This window comes from Piscinibacter sp. XHJ-5 (genome assembly GCF_029855045.1).
In the GTDB taxonomy this organism is placed as follows: domain Bacteria; phylum Pseudomonadota; class Gammaproteobacteria; order Burkholderiales; family Burkholderiaceae_C; genus Albitalea.
Genome location: NZ_CP123228.1, coordinates 1556480 through 1573869, shown reverse-complemented (window position 1 = coordinate 1573869; position 17390 = coordinate 1556480). Strand labels below are relative to the sequence as shown.

Here is a 17390-nt window from a genome sequence, read left to right as displayed (position 1 = left end):
GTCGAAGCCCCGTTTGCGACTGCCACCAGGCCCTTCGACAAGCTCAGGGCGAACGGGAATGTGAACGTCCATCGCCACTCCGTTCGGGCTGAGCTTGTCGAAGCCCCCGAGCCCTTCGACAAGCTCAAGGCGAACGGGAATGTGAACGTCCATCGCCACTCCGTTCGGGCTGAGCTTGTCGAAGCCCCCGAGCCCTTCGACAAGCTCAGGGCGAACGGAAATGTGAACGTGCATCGCCACTCCGTTCGGGCTGAGCTTGTCGAAGCCTTGTTTGCCACTGCCACCAGGCCCTTGGAGAAGCTCAGGGCGAACGGAAACCAGGAGAGCCCATGCAATTCACCCACGAACACGAAGAGCTGCGCCGCACGCTGCGCCGTTTCATCGACACCGAGATCAACCCCTACGTCGACGAGTGGGAGGCCGCCGAGATCTTCCCCGCGCACGCGCTGTTCAAGAAGCTCGGCGATCTCGGGCTGCTCGGCCTCACCAAGCCCGAGGCCTACGGCGGCGCGGCGCTCGACTGGTCGTATTCCATGGTGATGGCCGAGACGCTGGGCCATGCGCATTGCGGCGGCGTGCCGATGGCCATCGGCGTGCAGACCGACATGTGCACGCCGGCGCTGACGCGCTTCGGCAGCGACGAGCTCAAGCGGCAGTTCCTGGCGCCGGCCATTGCCGGCGACATGGTCGGCTGCATCGGCGTGTCCGAGCCAGGTGCCGGCTCCGACGTCTCGGCGATCAAAAGCTACGCACGCAAGGACGGCGGCGACTACGTGATCAGCGGCCAGAAGATGTGGATCACCAACAGCCTGCAGGCCGATTGGATGTGCATGCTGGTCAACACCGGCGAGGGCCCGGTGCACAAGAACAAGAGCCTGGTGATGGTGCCCATGGACAGCAAGGGCATCGAGAAGGCGAGGAAGATCCGCAAGATCGGCATGCACTCCAGCGACACCGGCCTCATCTACTTCGACGAAGTGCGCGTGCCGCAGCGCTATCGCATCGGCGAGGAAGGCCAGGGCTTCGTCTACCAGATGCAGCAGTTCCAGGAAGAGCGCCTGTGGGCGGCCGCCAACGCCATCGAGGCGCTGTCCAACTGCATCGCCTGGACCATCGAATGGGCCCACGAGCGCAAGCTGTTCGGCGCGCACCTCGCGGACCACCAGCACGTGCAGTTCCGGCTGGCCGAGCTGAAGACCGAAGTCGAATGCCTGCGCGCCCTCACCTACCGCGCCTGCGAGCTGTACGTCGGCGGCCAGGACGTGCTGGAGCTGGCCTCGATGGCCAAGCTCAAGGCCGGGCGGCTGATGCGGCTGGTGCCCGACAACTGCCTGCAGTTCTGGGGCGGCATGGGGTACACGCTGGAGAACAAGGTCTCGCGCATGTACCGCGACGGCCGGCTGGCGTCGATCGGCGGCGGCGCCGACGAGGTCATGCTGGGCATCATCGGCAAGATCATGGGGCTGGCGAAACGGCCGCTGGCATGAGCGGCAGGCTGCTGAGGGCCCGCGACGGCGCCGTGGAGCGCTGGACGCTCGACCATCCGGCGCAGCGCAATGCGCTCGACGACGAGATGGTGCGGGCCCTGCTCGGGGCTTGCGCCGATGCGGCCGCCGACACATCGCTGCGCTTCGTCGTGCTCACCGGCAGCGGCGGCGCCTTTTGCGCCGGCGGGCATCTCGGCGGCATGGCCGCGCTGGTGGGCCAGCCGCCGGGTGAAGAACAGACTGACCCGCTGCTCGCGCTCAACCGCCGCTTCGGCGATCTGCTGCACGCACTGTGCGCCCTGCCCCAGGTGCTGATCGCCGCGGTCGACGGGCCGGCGATGGCCGGCGGGCTGGGCCTTGTCTGCTGCGCCGACTTCGTGGTCGCCACGCCCCGCGCGGTCTTCGCGACGCCGGAGGTCACGCTGGGCATCGTTGCGGCGCAGATCGCGCCGTTCGTCTGGCGTCGACTCGGCGACGCGACGGCGCGCCAGATGCTCCTCGAGGCGCGCCGCTTCAATGCCGGCGAAGCGGTGGTCGTCGGACTGGTCAACGAGATGGCCGACAAGGACCTCGAGGCCACCACCGCTGCGCTCATCGCGCACCTGCAGCGCGCCGCCCCTGGCGCCGTCGCCGCCACCAAGCGCCTGCTTCACACGCTGGCCACGCATGCGGTGAAGGATGTGCGCGACGAGGCGGCCCAGGCCTTCGCCACGTCGCTGCGCAGCGACGAAGCACGCGAGGGGCTGGAGGCCTTCGCGCAGAAGCGCATACCGCGGTGGGCGCCATGAAGCGCCTGCTCGTCGCCAATCGCGGCGAGATCGCGTGCCGCGTGATGCGCACCGCGCGCGCGATGGGCCTGGCGACCGTCGCGGTCCATTCGCGCGCCGACGCCGGTGCGCTGCACGTGCAGGAAGCCGACGCCGCCTGCGCCCTCGGCGGCGACAGCCCGGCCGACTCGTACCTGCGCATCGAGGCGCTGATCGCCGCGGCGCGGGCCACCGGGGCCGACGCGGTGCATCCGGGCTACGGCTTCCTCAGCGAAAGCGCAGAGTTCGCCCAGGCGGTCGTCGATGCAGGCCTCACCTGGATCGGACCGCCCCCGGCCGCGATCCGCCAGCTCGGCAGCAAGTCGGCCATCAAGGCGCTGGCCGCCACGCTGGACATTCCCTGCCTGCCCGGCTATGCGGGCGCAGACCAGTCGGCCGCGCGTTTCGTGCAGGAGGCCGGGCGCATCGGCTACCCGGTGATGGTGAAGGCCGCGGCCGGCGGAGGCGGGCGCGGCATGCGGCTGGTGCAGCAGCCCAGCGACCTGCCAGCCGCGCTGCAGAGCGCACGTTCGGAGGCCGAGGCGGCGTTCGGCAGCGGCGAGCTGCTGCTCGAACGCGCGCTCGCGGCGCCGCGGCATGTCGAGGTGCAGGTGTTCGCCGACGCGCACGGCCACTGCATCCACATGGGCGAGCGCGATTGCTCGGTGCAGCGCCGCCACCAGAAGCTGATCGAGGAGTCGCCCAGTCCCGGCGTCGATGCCGCCCTTCGCGAGCGCATGGGCGCATGCGCGGTGCGCCTCGCCCGCAGTGCCGGCTACATCGGCGCGGGCACCGTGGAGTTCCTGCTCGTCGCTCCGGCCGCCCATGGGGAAGCCGAGTTCTTTCTGATGGAGATGAACACGCGGCTGCAGGTCGAGCATCCGGTGACCGAGGCGCTGGCCGGCGTCGACCTGGTCGAGTGGCAGCTTCGCATCGCGCGCGGCGAGTCCTTGCCGATGGCGCAGAGCGACCTGCGCCTGCAGGGACACGCGATCGAGGTGCGGCTGTGCGCCGAGGACGAGACCTTCTCGCCGCATGCCGGACGCGTGCAACGCTTCATCGCCCCCCGCGGCGTGCGCGTCGACCACGCGCTGCACGACGGCGCCCTCGTGCCGCCGTTCTATGACTCCATGCTGGGCAAGCTGATCGCCCACGCACCGACGCGCGAACAGGCCATCGATCGCCTCATCGGCGCGCTCGATGCGGGCTGCGTGCTGGGACTGCCGAGCAACCGCGCGCTGCTCGCCGCATGCCTGCGCGACCCGGTGTTCCGGGCCGGCGAGGCGCGCATTCCGTTTCTTGCCGAACGCGGCGACGCGTTGCGCCGCTCGCTCGCCGAACGCGAATCGGCGCTGCTGCCGCTGCTGGTGGCCGGCGTGTGGCAGGCGCAGGCGGCGACGTCGCCGAGCCGCACGCTGGCCTCGCCGTTCGACAGGCCGATGCGGCTGCGGCATCGCGACCAGACCATCGACGCGCGCGTGCAGGAGCGCTCGCCCGACACCCTGCGCATCGCGATCGGGGACACTGCCGTCTTCGTGCGCTGCACGTCCACGCAGCTCGCGCTCGACGGCGTGGCCCATGCCCTGCGCGCGGCCCAGCTGTCGCCAAGCGAATGGCATCTGCAGATCGGCGCGGTCGATGCCTTCGTCGCCGATGCGTCGTTCGAGCCGGAGGCGCGCGATGCGCGCCATGCGGCGCCGGAGATCAAGGCGCCCTTCAGCGGCCGCATCGTGGGCGTGCATGCCGCGCCCGCCCAGCAGGTCGCCGCCGGCGACACGCTGATCGTCATCGAATCGATGAAGCTGGAACATGCGGTGAACGCGCCGCGCGCGGCCACCGTGTCGCGCGTGGCCGTGCAGGTGGGCCAGCAGGTCGCGCCGCAGCAGCTGCTCGTGACTTTGGAGGGTGCATGAACGACGAGATGCGAGGACCGATCCCGATGAAGAGCCTGGCGGCGCGCCAGCCGGGCTTGTGAAGAAGCTCCAGCCGCCCGGCTTCGAGCCGGAATTCGTCGCGATGCTGAAGGAGATGTTCGAGCAGCGCGTGGTGTTCAACCGCGTGCTCGGGCTGCAGATCGACACCGTCGCGGCCGAAGGCGTCTGCGGGCACATCGCGATGCGGCCGGAGCTGGTCGGGCACTTCGCGCACCAGCGGCTGCACGGCGGCGTCATCAGCGCCGGGCTCGACGCGATGGGCGGCCTGGCGGTCATGGCGGCCATCGGCGCCCGCCACCTGGCCGAGCCGCCGCTGCAGCGGCTGCAGCGCTTCGGCAAGCTGGGCACCATCGACCTGCGTGTCGACTACCTGAGGCCGGGCATCGGCGAGCGCTTCGAGCTGCGCGCACAGGTGATGCGGCTGGGCTCGCGGGTGGCCACGACGCGCATGGAGTTCCTGGCGCAGGACGGAACCTTGTTGTCGACGGGGGCGGCGGCGTACATCGTGTCGTGAGTCGCTTCCTGGGAGTGAGCGCAGCGCACCCCCACATTCCCACTTGCCATGCCCTCGACGATGGCCGGAAGATGCCCCTGCGATGCCCGCCCCGCAGGTCTTCATCTCCTATGCCCGCCACGACGGCGAGCCCTTCGCGCGTGCCTTGCGCGATCGCCTGCAGTCGGCGGGCATCCCGCTGTGGCGCGACCGAGAAGGCATGGAAGGCGGCCGCGACTGGTGGCAGCAGATCACCGCGGCGATCGACGAGGTCGAGTTCCTGGTGCTGGTGATGACGCAGGCCGCGCTCGACTCGGCGATGGTGCGGCGCGAGTGGCGCTACGCCCGCCAGCGAGGGGTGACGGTGTACCCCGTGATGGCCACCCGCGAGCTGGCCTTCGACCGCCTTCCGCGCTGGATGCGCTCGGTCCACTTCTACGACCTGGACCACGAGTGGACCAAGTTCCTCAACGACCTGCAGACGCGTCCGGCCCGCGTGCGCGTGCCCTTCATGGTGGAGGACCTGCCGGCCGACTTCGTGCCGCGGCCGCATGAATACGAGCGCCTGCTGTCGCACGTGCTCGACCGCGAACGCGAGGAGCCCATCGCCGTCACCGCCGCGCTGCGCGGCGCCGGCGGCTACGGCAAGACGGCGCTGGTGCGTGCGCTGTGCCACGACGAGGCGGTGCAGAACGCCTTCGACGACGGCGTCCTCTGGGTCACCCTGGGCGAGAAGCCCGGCGAGCTCACGGGTCGGGTCGAGGACCTCATCTTCATGCTGTCGGGCAAGCGGCCGGGCTTCGCCGGCCTCGAGGCGGCGACCGCTACGCTGGCCGAGCTGCTGGCCGACCGCGACATGCTGATCGTCATCGACGACGTGTGGAGCGCCTCGCAGCTCGAGCCCTTCCTGCGCGGCGGCGAGCGCTGCGCCCGCATCATCACCACGCGGCTCACCGACGTGCTGCCGCCCGACGCGCTGCGCATCGACATCGATGCGATGCGGCGCGACGAGGCGGTCGCGCTGCTGGGCCAGGGATTGCCGGCCGCCGGCAGCGGCGCGCTCGATGCACTGGCGACGCGGCTGGGCGAGTGGCCGCTGCTGCTCAAGCTCGTCAATGCCGCCCTGCGCGATCGCGTGCTCGACGCCGGGCAGGCGCTGGAATCCGCCATCGGCTATGTGAACAAGGCCCTCGACAAGCGTGGCCTGACCTTCTTCGACGCGCGCGACGCCGGGGCGCGCCACCGGGCGGTCGCCCAGACGCTGGGACTCAGCATCGCGCAGCTGGGCGAATCCGAGCAGCAGCGTTTCCACGAGCTGGCGGTGTTCCCCGAGGATGTGCCGATTCCGCTGGACACGCTGACGTCGACCTGGGGGCGCACCGGCGGGCTGGACGACATCGACACCGAGGCGCTGTGCGATCGCCTGAACCGGCTGTCGCTGGTGCTCGATTTCGATCCGACCGCACGCTACATCCGCCTGCACGACGTCGTGCGGCAGTTCCTGCGCGGCCAGCTCGGCGAGCGGCTGCGCGGCCTGCACGCGGCGCTGCTGGACGCGCTGCGTCCGGCGAGCGGACGCTGGGCAGATCTGCCGCCACAGGAGCCGTACGCGTGGGACCGGCTGTTCCACCACCTGCAGGCTGCGGGCGCCGGCGACGAGCTGGTGCGAACCGCGGGCGACCTGGCGTACCTGGCCGCGAAGACCTCGGCACGCTCACCGTCGGCCGTCGAAGCCGACCTGCGCAGCGCCGCCGGCGAGTGCCCCGGCGACACCCGGCTCGCGCAGCTGCGTCGCAGCTACGCGCAGTGCGCCCACTTGCTGGCGCGCTGCCGTTCGACCTCGGCACTGCGCGCGACGCTGCTGTCGCGGCTGCAGCACGTCGGCGTGCTCGCGCCGCTCGTCGAGCCTTTCGCCGCCGAGCTGCGCGAAGCTCATCTGCGGGCGCGCCACGCATTGCCCGATCGCCCTCATCCCGCGCTGCTGCGCACCTTGGGCGGCCACCAGGGCGCCGTGCTCGCCTGTGCCGTCGCGCCCGACGGCTCGCGCATCGCCAGCGCCGGCGCCGACCGGCTGATCCGGCTGTGGGACGCGGCCAGCGGCGCGGAACTGCTCGCGCTCGCAGGCCACACGTGGGGGGTGCGGTCGCTCTGCTTCAGCCGCGACGGCTCCGTGCTGGTGTCGGCCTCCACCGACCGCCGCCTGCGGGTGTGGGACGCGCAGAGCGGCGCGCAGAGCGGCGTGCTGCTCGGCCATACCGACGCGGTGACCTGCTGCGCCATTTCGCCCGACGGCCGCTTCATCGTCTCGACCTCGCTCGACGGCACGGTGCGCATCTGGGACACCGCCAGCTGCGGGTTGCGCCACACGCTCGCGCGCACCTGGGACGAAAAGGTGCACGGCTGGTTCGTGTCGAACAACGAGCAGGGGCACTGGTCGGCGGTGCAAGGGTGCGACGTCAGCCCCGACGGGCGGCTCGTCGCGTCGGCCTCGTCGGACCAGGCGCTGATCCTGTGGGATGCCGACAGCGGAACGCAGCTGCGCGTGCTCACGGGACACGAGGCGCAGGTCAATGCCTGCTGCTTCAGCCCCGACGGCCGCTCGATCGCCTCGGCCGGCGGCGACCGCACGGCGCGCATCTGGGACGTTGCGAGCGGCGAGCTGCGCGCGGTGCTGCAGCCGCATCCGCGCGGCGTGACGGCGTGCCGCTACATGCCCGACGGCACGGCGCTGGTCTGTGCTTGTGCCGACGGCTCGCTTACCGTGTGGGACGTGCCACGCGGCACGCCGCGCACCGATCTGTCGGGGCATGCCGACTGGATCCACGACGTCGCCGTCTCGCCCGACGGAACGACCGTGGTGTCCGCCTCGGAGGACGGCACCGTCAAGCTGTGGGACGGCAGCGCCGACTCGCCGCCGGCGGCTGCGGCGCCGCACACCGACTGGGTGCTCGCGTGCGCGTATGCGCCGGGCGCAAGCCTGCTCGTCACCGCGTCGGCGGATCGTTCGCTGGTGACGTGGGATGCCGCGACCGGCACGCCGCTGGGCCGCCTGAGCGGACACGACGGTGCCGTCCGCGCCTGCGCCGTGAGCCGCGACGCTCGCCTGATCGCATCGGCGTCGGTCGACAAGTCGGTTCGGGTCTGGGACCCCGGGGGGTCGGCGTTGCAGACCTTGACGGGCCATCGCGACTGGGTCAACGACTGCGCCTTCGATGCTTCGGGCGCGCTGCTCGCCTCGGTCTCTCATGACCGCGGCATCCGACTCTGGGACCTGCGCACGCGCGCGCGCCAGCTGGCGTTCGTCGCCCACGCCCACTGGGTCAACTGCTGCGTGTTCAGTCCCGACGGCCGGTGGCTGGTGTCCGCCGCCGCCGACGGATCGATGCGGCGCTGGTCGATGGCTTTCGACGAATCGCTGTGGGAAGCGTGGCTGTCCGGACGCAAGCGCCTGGCGCTGGACGAGGCCGAGCGCTCGCTGCAGCCGCTGGACCTTGCCGGGCACGAGCGCAGCGTCAACCGTTGCGTGTTCCCGCCCGACGGCGCGTCCATGGTCTCGGCGTCGAGCGATCACAGCCTGCGGCTGTGGCGCATGCCCGACGGCGCGCTGCTGCGCGAGCTGGGCGGTCATGCCGGCCCCGTCAACGGATGTGACGTGACGGCCGACGGCGCGCGGATCGCATCGGTGTCGTCGGATGGTGCGCTGAAGGTGTGGCGCGCGGCCGATGGCGCGCAGCTCATGAGCGTGCAGGTCGACGGCGAGCTGTCGGCCTGCGCGTGGAGCGCGCGCGGCGATGCCATCGTCGCGGTCGGCGCGATGGGCGTGTACTTTTTCAGCGTCGCCGGGGCATCAGGGTGAGTCCCATATGGCGCCCGCCTGCCGCTGCGGGTACGGTCGCCTGCACCTTTCCTCACCGCATCACGAGGACCTCATGACGCACTCGCTACGCTCGCTGGCCGCTCTCGCGATCGCCTTCGCCGCCGGCATGGCGCACGCCGCCTATCCCGAACGGCCCATCACGCTGATCGTGCCGTGGGGAGCAGGCGGCGGCACCGACGCCACCGCGCGCATCATCGGCACGCTGCTCGAGAAGGACCTGGGGCAGCCGGTGAACGTGGTCAACCGCACCGGCGGCAGCGGCGTCGTCGGCCATCAGGCCATCGCTGCGGCCGCGGCCGACGGCTACACGCTCGGGATCATCACCGTCGAGATCAGCATGATGCATTGGCAGGGTCTCACCGACCTGTCGGGTGCCTCGTTCACGCCGCTGGGCCTCGTCAACATGGACCCGGCCGGTCTGCAGGTGCGTGCCGATTCGCCGTACAAGACCGCCACCGACCTGGTCGCCGCGATCAAGGCCAACCCCGGCAAGTTCAAGGCCTCGGGCACCGGCCAGGGCGGCATCTGGCACCTCGCGCTCGCCGGCATGCTGAAGGACCTGAAGGTCGATCCGGCGGCGGCGCCGTGGGTGCCTTCCAATGGCGCCGCACCGGGGCTGCAGGACCTGGTCGCCGGCGGCGTCGAGGTGGTGCCGTGCTCGCTGCCCGAAGCCCGTTCGCTGATCGACGCGGGCAAGGTGCGCAGCCTCGCGATCATGGCCGACGCGCCCGCGGCGCTCTACCCCAACGTGCCCACGCTGAAGGCCGCGACGGGCAGCGACTGGAAGATCGGCGCATGGCGCGGCATCGCCGCGCCCAAGGGCATCCCCGCGGAAGCACGCGACAAGCTGGTCGCGTCGCTGCGCAAGATCGTCGCGAGCAAGGAGTACACCGAATTCATGACCGGTCGCGGCTTCGGCGTGATCTACCAGGGTCCCGACGACTTCGCCAAATTCATGGCCAAGGCCGACGCCGACCTCGGCGCGACGATGAAGGCCGTCGGCATCGCCAAGTGAAGCTCAACGATGCGGTATGGGGCGCCCTGCTGCTGGCGCTCGCCGGCGCGCTGCTGTGGCACGTGCAGGGCTTTCCGACCATCCCCGGCCAGAAGGTCGGACCCAGCGCGCTGCCCGGCGCCCTGGCCGTGGCGCTGGGCATCTGCGGCGCGCTGCTGGTGGTGAGCGGCCTGCGCCAGCGCACCGCTGCGGCGGGCCGCTGGGCCGAGTGGCCCGCCTGGTTCGCCCACCGCCCGCAGGTCATCGCCTTCGGCGTGCTGGTCGCGGTGAACCTGCTGTACGTGATGGCCGTGGACCGCCTCGGCTTCGTCCTCACCGGCATCGTCTACCTCGCCGCGATGATGCTGGCGCTGCGCGTGCGCCCGCTGCGGGCGGTGACCGTCGCCGTCGTGATGACGCTGCTGATCCACTACGCCTTCTACAAGCTGCTGAAGGTGCCGCTGCCCTGGGGCGTGCTGCAGCCGCTCGCGTGGTAGGCCGCGAAGGACCACGATGAGCAACGCCTGGCTGCAGGCCTTCGCCATGGTGTTCGACCCGACGACCCTCGTCGTCATGCTGGGCGCATCGCTGTTCGGCCTGTTCGTCGGCGCGGTGCCGGGACTCACCGCGACCATGGCCACCGCGCTGCTGGTGCCGGTCACCTTCTTCATGGCCCCCATCCCGGCCGTCGCCGCGATGGTGACCGCCACCGCGATGGCCATCTTCTCCGGCGACATCCCCGGCTGCCTGCTGCGCATGCCCGGCACGCCCGCGTCGGCCGCGTACACCGACGAGGCCTACGCGATGACGCGCAAGGGCATGGCCGAGGTGGCACTCGGCGCCGGCCTGGTCTTCTCGGCCGTCGGCGGGCTGTTCGGCACGGCAGTGCTGATGGTGGCCGCGCCGACGCTGGCCGAGATCGCGCTGAAGTTCAGCTCGTTCGAGTATTTCTGGCTGGTGCTGCTGGGCCTGACCTGCGCGGTGTTCATCTCCACCGACCGGCCGTTGAAGGGCCTGACGACGCTGTTCCTCGGGCTTCTGGTGGCTTGCGTCGGGCTGGGCAATCCGGCCGCCTTCCCGCGCTTCACCTTCGGCAATCCCGAGCTGCTGGGCGGCATCGGGCTGGTGCCGGTGATGATCGGGATGTTCGCGGTGTCCGAGATCATCCGCTACGTGGTCGACGCTCATCCGCAGGGGCTCATCGTCGATGCGCAGATCGGCAACGTGTTCAAGGGCATGTGGCAGCTCGCGTTGAAGTACCCCAAGCAGGTGCTGCGCGGCAGCGCGCTGGGCACCGCCGTCGGCGCGCTGCCCGGCGCCGGCGCCGACATCGCGGCGTGGATGTCGTATGCGATCAGCAAGCGCTTCTCGAAGGAGCCGGAAAAGTTCGGCACCGGCCATGTCGAAGGCATCGTGGAGAGCGGCTCGGCCAACAACAGCGCGCTCGCCGGCGCCTGGATTCCGGCGCTGGTCTTCGGCATCCCGGGCGACTCGATCACCGCCATCGTGATCGGCGTGCTGTACATGAAGAACCTGAATCCGGGGCCGACGCTGTTCACGGTGAACCCGCAGAACATCTATGCGGTGTTCCTGCTCTTCATCGTCGCCAACCTGATCATGATTCCGCTGGGCTTCCTGTGCATCAAGGTCGCCAAGCGCATCCTGCGGGTGCCGCGCGACGTGCTGATGCCGGTGATCATGCTGTTCTGCGTGGTGGGCGCGTTCGCGATCAACAACACGCCGTTCGACATCGGCGTCATGCTGGTCGGCGGCCTGGTGGCCTATGTGCTGGAAGCCAACGACTTTCCGATCACGCCGCTGATCCTGGGCGTGGTGCTGGGCGGCATGTTCGAGGAGAACCTCGTCACTTCGCTGATCAAGTCGGACGGCGACGCACTGGCCTTCTTCGGGCGGCCGATCGCGGCGACGCTGGGCGGCATCACGCTGGCGATCTGGGTGTGGCCGCTGCTGCGAAAGGGATTCGGATGGCGACGTCGTAGCATGGCTTCTGGCTGACGGAGCGACCGTGAAGACGTATCGAATCGAGTTGAGCAAGGTGAAGTCCATGACCCAGGGCAACGGCCTGGTGCAGGCGAGGATCGACGCGCTGGTGCTGCCCAACCCCGCGTCGCGCGACGGCGAGCCGGAGACGACCGTGCTGAGCATGTCGCAGGAAACGGCGCGCGTGATGTTCCTGCTGCTCAAGCAGCAGCTGGCCGAAGTCGACGCCAGGAAGGCGAGGAGTCAGCGGTGATGAAGATCCTGGTGCTGGGTGCCGGCGCGATCGGCGGCTACTTCGGCGCCCGCCTGGTGCAGGCGGGAGGCGACGTCACCTTCCTGGTCCGCGAGCGGCGCGCGGGTCAGCTTGAGCGGGACGGCCTGGTGGTGCGCAGCCCGCACGGCGATTTCCAGGTGCGTCCGCAGTGCATCTTGCGCGCCGAGGCCGTGTCGCCCTTCGACCTCGTGATCGTCGCCTGCAAGGCGTACGACCTCGAGGCCGCCATCGACTCGGTGCGGCCCGCGGTGGGGCCGTCGAGCCACGTGCTGCCGCTGCTCAACGGCGTGGCCCACGTCGAGCGGCTCGTGCAGGCCTTCGGGGCGTCGCGCGTCGTGGGCGGCAGCGTCGCCATTCCGGCCACGCTGTCGGCCGACGGCGAGGTCGTCCAGCTTGCACCGCTGCATCGCATCGTCTTCGGCCCGCTGCCGGCGTCCGGCCCCGAGGCGCAGCACAAGCTGGAGCAGCTGGCGGCGCTGCTGCGCAGCACGCCGGTGGACGTGGTGCTGGCGTCGGACATGTGGCTGGAGCTGTGGGAGAAGTTCGTCGGCCTGGCGACCCTGGCCGCGATGACCTGCCTCATGCGCGCTGCCGTCGCCGACATCGTCGAGACCGAGGATGGCGCGCGGCTGATGACCGACACCTACGACGCCTGCCTGCGCGTCGCCCAAGCGGCCGGGCACGCGCCGCGCGAGGCCGCCAAGACGGAGACCTTGAACCGGCTGCTGCAGCGCGGCTCCGCGCTCACCGCGTCGATGCTGCGCGACCTGGAGTCGGGCCGTGCCACCGAGGGCGCGCACATCGTCGGCGACATGCTGCATCGGGCGCAGGCGGCGGGCATCGAGCCCGCGGCCCTGCGGGCGGCGTGGTGCCACCTGCAAAGCCACGAGCGGCGGCGGGCGCGCGAGGGAGTGTCGTGAGGCGGCGCTCCCCGAGGAATGCGCACTGAGCGCGGTGGGATGCAAACCACAGGGGTCACGGCGTCACGGAGGAATCCCGAAAGAATTCGTCTCTGCGCTCTGCGTGGCGCCGTGGTTGAAATGAACCGGTCCGCGTCGTGGTGGCACCATACGCCCATGAGCCAAACCTACGGAAGCGAATCACCCCGTGCGCCCCGCCAGACTTCGCATCGAAAGCCGGCCCGCTACCTCGTCGTGATCGAGTCCGGGGGATTCATCCTCGCGCGACTGTTCCTCGACACGCGTGAGCAGGTGGCCGAGTTCGATGCGGCCACCGAGGAGGCCGCGCAGATGATGGCCGGGCTGTCCCCCACGAAGGGCGCAGAGGGTCCTGAATGGGACAAGGCCCTCGAAGGCCACAGCGTCGCCGAGCGCCGGGCCGCCGACGTCTACACGCTCGACGTCTGAGTGCCTGCCGCCGATCCTCTGCGCGCAGGCGCCTTGATCATCGACCTCGTCGACGGGACCTACGAGCTGTTCCGCCATTTCTACGGCGCGCGGCGAGCGTCCAAGGGAAAGGACCAGCCCCTGGCCGCTGTCGTCGGCGTGCTCAACGGCGTGCTGGAGATGATCGAGCACCAGGCGACCCACATCGGCGTGGCCACCGATCACGTCATCGAGTCGTTCCGCAACGGGCTGTGGCCCGGCTACAAGACCGGCGAAGGCATCGAGCCGGCACTGCTTGCGCAATTTCATCCGCTGGAGCAGGCGCTCGCCGCGATGGGGGTGACGGTGTGGCCGATGACCGAGCTCGAGGCCGACGATGCACTGGCTTCGGCTGCCCGCCTCGCCCGCGACGACGCGCGCGTGCAGAAGGTCCTGCTGTGGACCCCGGACAAGGACCTGGCCCAGTGCGTTCACGGCGACCGCGTGGTGCAGGTCGACCGCCGCGGCAAGCAGATCCGGGACGCGGACGGCGTGCGCGCCAAGTTCGGCGTCGAGCCGGCCCTGATCCCGGACTATCTCGCGCTGGTCGGCGACGCGGCCGACGGCTATCCCGGCATCGCGGGACTCGGCCCCGTCAGCACGGCACAGCTGCTGAACCGCCACGGTCCGATCGAGTCCTTTCCCGACGCGGTGCTTGGAGACCGCCGGGAGGCTGCGCTCCTGTTCAAGCGCCTGGCCACGCTGCGAACGGACGCCAGGCTGTTCGACGACATCGACGACCTGCGCTGGCGCGGGCCCACCGAGGCATTCGCCTCGTGGACCGAGCACGCGCAAGCGCCGAAGCTGCTGCAGCGCTGCCTGCGGGCGCAGGAAGCGCTGGGCGATTCCGGTTGAGCGCGGGGCCTCCCCCGACGTACGACCGCGCCAGCCCGGTCCACGCCGCCGCCGACCGCGGCTCGGCGACCAGCACCGACCCGAAATGCACCCGAGCGCGTTGCAGGTCCTGCGCTGCGCGCGCGACTCGAGCCAGCGCCTGCTGTTGCACGACGAAGCCTTCCAGTGCTCGATCGCGGCCGACGTCCTGAAGGCCCGCAGCTTCGGCGGCGACTTCGAGGCGATGCTGGCCTGGTGGAGACGGCATCGCGACGATTCGTAGCGGAAATGGCCATGCTCGGTCGGCCGGCCGAGGCGATCGGAGATGATCCGGATTTCATCGACCGACGAGCCTCCGCATGCTGTTCGTTGCCGCCAGCCAGACATCGAGCCCCCCTTCGGCATTGGCCTGGACCTTCGCCTTCGTCGAGGGCGAGCTGCTGGTGCCCGAGGGCGACATCGGCACGCTGCAGCCCGCGACCGTCGAGTCCTGGTCGACCGATGCGCCGTGCCGTCACTATCTCGGCACGCTGTCGTCGGTGGACTGCTGGGCGCTGTCGCTGCGCGAGGCGCCTCCCGGCTGGCGACGCATGCCGCTGCGCGCGGCCATGATGGCGCTGGACCCTGCGCTGGGCGCGATCGCGGGGCGCGCCGCGCAGGTGCTGGAGTGGGATCGCACGCACCGGTTCTGCGGGGTGTGCGGCACGCCGACGGCGATCAAGCCAGGGGAGCGGGCGCGCGAGTGCCCGGCGTGCCGGCACACGGCCTATCCGCGCCTCAGCCCGGCCATGATGTGCCTCGTGTGGCGGCCCGGCGAGCTGCTGCTGGCGCGCTCGCCGCACTTCGCGCCCGGTCGCTACAGCGCTCTGGCCGGCTTCGTCGAGCCCGGGGAGTCGCTCGAAGACTGCCTGCACCGCGAGGTGGCCGAGGAGGTCGGCGTGACGGTACGCGATCTGCGCTACTACGGCAGCCAGAGCTGGCCGTTCCCGCACAGCCTCATGGTGGCCTTCACCGCCCGCTGGACCGATGGCGAGATCGTCCCGCAAGCCGGTGAGATTGAGGACGCGCGCTGGTTCGCGCTGGACGCCTTGCCCGACATCCCGCCGCGATTCTCCATCTCGGGCCACCTGATCCTCGACACGCTGGAGCAGATGCGCGCGAACGAGCGGCAGGAGTGATCAGGCGCTCCTGCCCGCAGCCTTGCGCGGCGCACGCGCCAGATTGGCGGTGATGAGGGCTGCCGCCAGCGTGACCAGCCACGAGAAGTACACCCACAGCAGGAACACCGGGAACGCGGCGAACGCGCCGTACATGGCCTTGTAGGTCGGCACCTTCAGCAGATACGCCGCGAAGCCGCGCTTGCCGAGCTCGAAGCCGATGCTGGCGATCAGGCCTCCCACGATGGCGTCGCGCCGGCGCACCCTGGCATTGGGGACGAAGTAGAAGAGTGCCGCCAGGGCGACCGTGCCGAGCACCACCGGACCCAGGTCCAGCACGAACTTGACCGATGGCGGCAGCGTGCCGATCAGCCCGATCGAGGCGCTCAGCAGGGTGGAGGTCGCCCACAGGCTGGCGCCGACGACCGGCGGCCCCACGGCGAGCATCAGCAGGTACAGGCCGATCCGCCTGAAGAAGGGGCGATTGCGCTTGACCTCCCAGATCTGGTTGAGCGCGTTCTCCACGGTGAGCAGCATCGCCATCGCGGTTGCGAGCACGAACAGCGATCCGAGCACGGTCAGGCCGTTCGCGTTGGCGGCGAATTGATGGAGGTGCTTCAGGACCGTGCGCGAGATGTCTGCCGGCAGCAGGCTCTTCAGCAGGTAGTCCTCGATCGCCCGCTCGAACTGCCTGAAGACCGGAAAGCGTGTCAGAAGCGCCAGGCTGACGGCCAGGAACGGCACGATGGACAGCACCGTCGTGAAGGTGAGGCTGCCGGCCACCTGGGCCAGGCGCTCCTGCCTGGCGCGGCGAATGGTGAGTCGGGTCAGGCCGATCATGCGTCTGTGGGAAGGGCGAGTGCGGCACGCGCCGCTGCGGCAATGGCGGTGCATTGTGCCGGGCCCTTCGATGTGAAATTGCGCGCGCCCATCGCGCAAATCTCGCCGGCCCGGTTATGCTGCGTGCTCAGCAGTACGTGCAGGGGGATCGGCGTATGAACGCGATGCAGTTTTTTGCGAGTCGGCCGATCCGGGGAGCGACAGCAGCGTTCCTGGCGGCCGCCGGCATCTCGTGGCCCGCGCACGCCCAGGTCACTTTCCAGGTCAGCTTCAACGACCCGGGCGCCACGCATGCGACGTTCTACGGAAAGATCCGCAAGGGCATCCGCGCGGCCGGCGAGGAATGGGCGTCGTACCTGAACAACGGCGCCAAGGCGGCGCTGCAGGTCGAGGTCAGCTTCGAGGACATCGCCACCGCGAGCACCGGCAGCGTGACCAACTGGTTCCTCGGCCAGTACAACGGCTACTCGCTCTACGAGCAGGGCGCGACCCACGAAATCCGCACCGGTGAAGACCCCAACGGCAAGGCGCCGGACATCCACATGTCGATCGGCAGCCTCTACCTGCAGAACGAGCTGTGGTTCGATCCGTCCCCGCGGCGCCAGGTGGCGCCGGTCCCGCTGGACCGCACGGACGCCCGTTCGCTCTTCCTGCACGAGCTGGGACACGCGCTCGGGTTCAACGGATGGCGCGACCCCGTGACGGGCGAACTGCCGGGCGGCTACGAGTCGACCTTCGATGCCTGGGTGAGTCCGCAGGTCATCGATGGACAGACCATCCTCGCCTTCGACGGCCCTTCGGCGAGCCTGCTGTACGGCGGCCCCGTGCCGCTCACCCTCGGCCGATACGCACACCTGGGCAACGAAGCGCCGCTGCCGGGAAGCGACCTGATGCTGGACCTGATGAACGGCGTGTCCTTCTTTCGAGGCACGCGTTATCACATCACGCCGCTCGACCTGGCGATTCTTCGCGATGCCGAGTCGCTGCTGCCGCTGGAGGCCGCGGCCGCTGTTGGCGATCCCTTGGCCGCACCGTTGCAGGCCGCGCCGATCCCCGCGGTCCCGGAACCGTCGACCTGGTGGCTGGCAGCAGCCGGCCTGGCGCTGATGGGGGTGGTTCGGGCGCGCAGGCGCAGGCAGTAGCCTGATCCCTCACCCCGGCAAGCAGGAGAGGGACATCTGGCTCCCTCTAGTGTCGTGAGTTGGAAATACGTGGCGTTTCGACGGGCCCAAACGGGGATGAGCGCAAGGCGCGGAGTCGGGTCCATACCGGGGGTATGGACCCGACTCTGCTACGCGGCGATCGCCC

At 70.2% G+C, this 17390-nt stretch carries 16 protein-coding genes; 15 read left to right on the top strand and 1 reads right to left on the bottom strand.

The annotated features are described in order from the left end of the window. Positions 1-329 precede the first annotated feature (329 nt). From P7V53_RS07430 to nudC, 14 genes are all read left to right on the top strand, one after another. A complete protein-coding gene (locus tag P7V53_RS07430; protein WP_280154846.1) occupies positions 330-1487 on the top strand; it encodes an acyl-CoA dehydrogenase family protein in 1158 nt (385 codons plus the stop codon). Next, the gene (locus tag P7V53_RS07425; RefSeq protein ID WP_280154845.1) at positions 1484-2275 is read left to right on the top strand and encodes an enoyl-CoA hydratase-related protein; all 792 of its coding nucleotides are present in this window, start codon (positions 1484-1486) and stop codon (positions 2273-2275) included. Before P7V53_RS07430 ends, P7V53_RS07425 begins: the two co-directional genes overlap by 4 nt. Beyond that, the gene (locus P7V53_RS07420) at positions 2272-4206 is read left to right on the top strand and encodes a biotin carboxylase N-terminal domain-containing protein (RefSeq protein WP_280154844.1); all 1935 of its coding nucleotides are present in this window, start codon (positions 2272-2274) and stop codon (positions 4204-4206) included. The genes P7V53_RS07425 and P7V53_RS07420 overlap by 4 nt, the downstream gene beginning before the upstream one ends. A gap of 58 nt (positions 4207-4264) precedes the next feature. Further along, complete coding sequence (locus P7V53_RS07415; RefSeq protein ID WP_280154843.1) at positions 4265-4741, top strand: thioesterase family protein; 477 nt, start codon at positions 4265-4267, stop codon at positions 4739-4741. 82 nt (positions 4742-4823) lie between these two features. Further along, entirely contained in the window at positions 4824-8576 is a 3753-nt protein-coding gene (locus P7V53_RS07410) for a TIR domain-containing protein (protein WP_280154842.1), read from the top strand. A 127-nt stretch (positions 8577-8703) separates the two neighbouring features. After that, the gene (locus P7V53_RS07405; protein ID WP_280156457.1) at positions 8704-9612 is read left to right on the top strand and encodes a tripartite tricarboxylate transporter substrate binding protein; all 909 of its coding nucleotides are present in this window, start codon (positions 8704-8706) and stop codon (positions 9610-9612) included. Next, positions 9609-10088 carry a tripartite tricarboxylate transporter TctB family protein gene (locus tag P7V53_RS07400; RefSeq protein WP_280154841.1) on the top strand — a complete coding sequence of 160 codons (480 nt, stop codon included), beginning with the start codon at positions 9609-9611 and terminating at the stop codon, positions 10086-10088. The genes P7V53_RS07405 and P7V53_RS07400 overlap by 4 nt, the downstream gene beginning before the upstream one ends. A gap of 16 nt (positions 10089-10104) precedes the next feature. Then, complete coding sequence (locus P7V53_RS07395; protein WP_280154840.1) at positions 10105-11607, top strand: tripartite tricarboxylate transporter permease; 1503 nt, start codon at positions 10105-10107, stop codon at positions 11605-11607. Between the two features lie 10 nt (positions 11608-11617). Then, a complete protein-coding gene (locus P7V53_RS07390; protein ID WP_280154839.1) occupies positions 11618-11845 on the top strand; it encodes a hypothetical protein in 228 nt (75 codons plus the stop codon). Next, entirely contained in the window at positions 11845-12786 is a 942-nt protein-coding gene (locus P7V53_RS07385; protein ID WP_280154838.1) for a ketopantoate reductase family protein, read from the top strand. The genes P7V53_RS07390 and P7V53_RS07385 overlap by 1 nt, the downstream gene beginning before the upstream one ends. A gap of 156 nt (positions 12787-12942) precedes the next feature. Further along, entirely contained in the window at positions 12943-13233 is a 291-nt protein-coding gene (locus P7V53_RS07380) for a hypothetical protein (RefSeq protein WP_280154837.1), read from the top strand. Between the two features lie 33 nt (positions 13234-13266). Further along, complete coding sequence (locus P7V53_RS07375) at positions 13267-14106, top strand: 5'-3' exonuclease H3TH domain-containing protein (protein WP_280154836.1); 840 nt, start codon at positions 13267-13269, stop codon at positions 14104-14106. Between the two features lie 85 nt (positions 14107-14191). Continuing rightward, a complete protein-coding gene (locus P7V53_RS07370) occupies positions 14192-14368 on the top strand; it encodes a hypothetical protein (protein ID WP_280154835.1) in 177 nt (58 codons plus the stop codon). A gap of 76 nt (positions 14369-14444) precedes the next feature. Continuing rightward, entirely contained in the window at positions 14445-15263 is an 819-nt protein-coding gene (nudC, locus tag P7V53_RS07365; protein WP_280154834.1) for an NAD(+) diphosphatase, read from the top strand. Here nudC and P7V53_RS07360 read toward each other — a convergent pair whose 3' ends face one another. Continuing rightward, positions 15264-16082 (bottom strand): YihY family inner membrane protein, encoded by an 819-nt coding sequence (locus P7V53_RS07360; protein WP_280154833.1) that lies wholly within the window; start codon positions 16080-16082, stop codon positions 15264-15266. It lies immediately after the preceding gene. 155 nt (positions 16083-16237) lie between these two features. Here P7V53_RS07360 and P7V53_RS07355 point away from each other — a divergent pair, with 155 nt between their 5' ends. Then, the gene (locus tag P7V53_RS07355; protein WP_280154832.1) at positions 16238-17224 is read left to right on the top strand and encodes a PEP-CTERM sorting domain-containing protein; all 987 of its coding nucleotides are present in this window, start codon (positions 16238-16240) and stop codon (positions 17222-17224) included. Positions 17225-17390 lie beyond the last annotated feature (166 nt).